The 694-nt window shown below is 79.3% G+C and carries 1 pseudogene; it reads right to left on the bottom strand.

Going from position 1 to position 694, the window contains the following annotated elements:
- Positions 1-694, bottom strand: a pseudogene (locus B7767_RS42050) (cell division protein FtsK); the annotation flags it as partial.

Raw genomic sequence — 694 nt, 5'->3', positions numbered from 1 at the left:
GGGGGAGACCGCGTCGACCGTGGCGAGGGTGCCGTGGCCGACGGGGCCGGGGGGACGGCCGGAGCCGGTCCCGGCCACCCGCAGCAGGCGCAGGGCGGTCGCCACGTCCCCGCTGAGCAGGGCGACGGCCCCGCACTGCCGGAACGTCGGCGCCACCGCGCAGGCCGCCTCGTACGTCTCCGCCACCGGGGACGCGGGGGAGGCTGCGGCCGTCTCGGCGAGGCACACCACGTGGATCCCGGCCCGGGGTCCTTCCAGGGCCAGCCGCGCCACCGCCTCGCGCGCGTCGGGGCCGCCGGGGTCGCCGTCCACGACGACCACGGTGTACGGCCCTTCCCCGCCGGATATGCGGGGGGCCGCGTGGTCGTGGTCCGCCAGCCGGCGCAGCAGTTCCTCGGCGCGGGCCGTGGCCTGTTCGGGGTCGTGCGCGAGGAGCAGGCGGCAGTCCTGGCCGTGCCCCGGGCGTACGTGCGGCAGCCAGCCCAGCCAGGACCACTCGGCGGTGCGCTCCGCCAGGGGGCGGGAGCGGTCCGCGGCGATCAGGACGATCTCCAGGGAGTCGGGTGAGTGCAGCGCGGCGAGCTGGGCGAGCACCGCGCGGGCCAGCCCGGCGAGCCGCTCACGCGGGCCGGCCAGTCCCAGCGCGCCGACCTCGCGCAGCCCCGAGGTCACCGGTACGGCGGGCAGCAGGCCC

The sequence above is a fragment of the Streptomyces sp. 13-12-16 genome, assembly GCF_002114215.1.
In the GTDB taxonomy this organism is placed as follows: domain Bacteria; phylum Actinomycetota; class Actinomycetes; order Streptomycetales; family Streptomycetaceae; genus Streptomyces.
This window is presented reverse-complemented; position numbering and strand designations above follow the sequence as displayed.